Consider the following 1,327-nt stretch of genomic DNA (forward strand, 5'->3'; position numbering starts at 1 on the left):
GGGAGTTTACGTAAGAATCGAAGCCTCGTGATTGAACTTCCTGTTTAATAAGATTAGTATTGATTTTAGTATGCTTTGAACTTAACATAAAATTAATCCATATATTTGGATCTTTAATAGGCAGAAATTTGACTAATTTGAAACCTAAGTCTACCTCGGTCGATACTTGGTCTGAAACTAACGCGGTTAAACCAACTGTCTGGCTCTCTACTAATACGACAGGGAAGCCTTCATGCAGAGACGGCATTATCATATAGTCTGCGCTAGACATAAGTTCCGTGATATCAGTGCGCATACCCAAAAACTTAACGTTATCTTGTAATGATAATGCATTTACTTTTTGTTTTAATTCGTCATCTAATGGACCTTGACCAATGATATATAAAGTAAAATCTACTTTTCGTCTTTTTAACTCTTGGGCAATTTTTAAAGAAAACTGATGGTTTTTAACGTTATTTAAACGTCCAACCTGAATAATCTTTAGGCCATTATCATCAAACTTTTGACTAATATAGTTTCTTGACTTATCAGCGACTTCTATCATTTTTCGTACATCAACAGCGTTTGGCAATAGCCATACGTCTTTTTTGCTGCCGAACAAATATTCTGCTGCCAACCCACCGCATGCAATTTTTTGAGTAGCTAATTTTCTATTAGTTATCAAAGCCCACTTTTCGTAGAGTTTTTTAACCACACTAGATTGACCATTACTGGTATTGTGAGAATGTGATATACGATGCTTGACGCCAGCACCCTTTGCAGCTAATAAATGAAAGGCATTGCTTAGTAACATATGTGCATGAACAATATTGTACTCTGGACTCTGTTTTAAAAACCTCTGAAGCTTTAACATGCGCTCAACAGGGTTATTAGCTATAACGGGAATAATTCTACCACCTAGCTCTATAATCTCAGCATCATAGTCTCCAGCTTCATTAGTGAAGGTAATAAAATCAAATTGAATTTTATCTCGATCTATATGACGATAGAGATTCATCAGCATGGTCTCTGCACCAGCACGATCCATTTTTCCTACGATATGCAATACTCTTTTCATACTAGAATCTCAAGCCAGTTTTTTTTGAAGTTATCTAAACTATAATTCTTACTATTTTCTAATGCGTTATGATGTAACTTCTCATAAAGAATGTCGTCATTTTCTATATGCATCATTGCTTCTGAGAAAGAACTTTCTTTGTTCTTAAAACTAGCTACTAAAGCCGAATTATCTATTAATTCTAAAACTCCTGGCAAATGGTCAAATACGATGGCAGGTAAACCGTAAGCTTGGCTTTCAATTAAAACTAATGGCGTTGCTTCCTTTCTA

The 1,327-nt window shown here is 35.0% G+C and carries 2 protein-coding genes; both read right to left on the bottom strand.

All coding sequences use genetic code 11. The features are described 5' to 3' along the window. Positions 1-1,057 (bottom strand): glycosyltransferase (locus CXF61_RS12180; protein WP_193834226.1); only part of this gene is annotated, 1,057 nt, incomplete at its 3' end. Then, positions 1,054-1,327, bottom strand: a 274-nt coding sequence (locus CXF61_RS12185) for a glycosyltransferase (protein ID WP_165598381.1), incomplete at its 5' end; no start/stop codon positions are given. The genes CXF61_RS12185 and CXF61_RS12180, both read right to left, overlap by 4 nt.

This window comes from Psychrobacter sp. 4Dc, assembly GCF_002836715.1.
Classification (GTDB): Bacteria; Pseudomonadota; Gammaproteobacteria; order Pseudomonadales; family Moraxellaceae; genus Psychrobacter.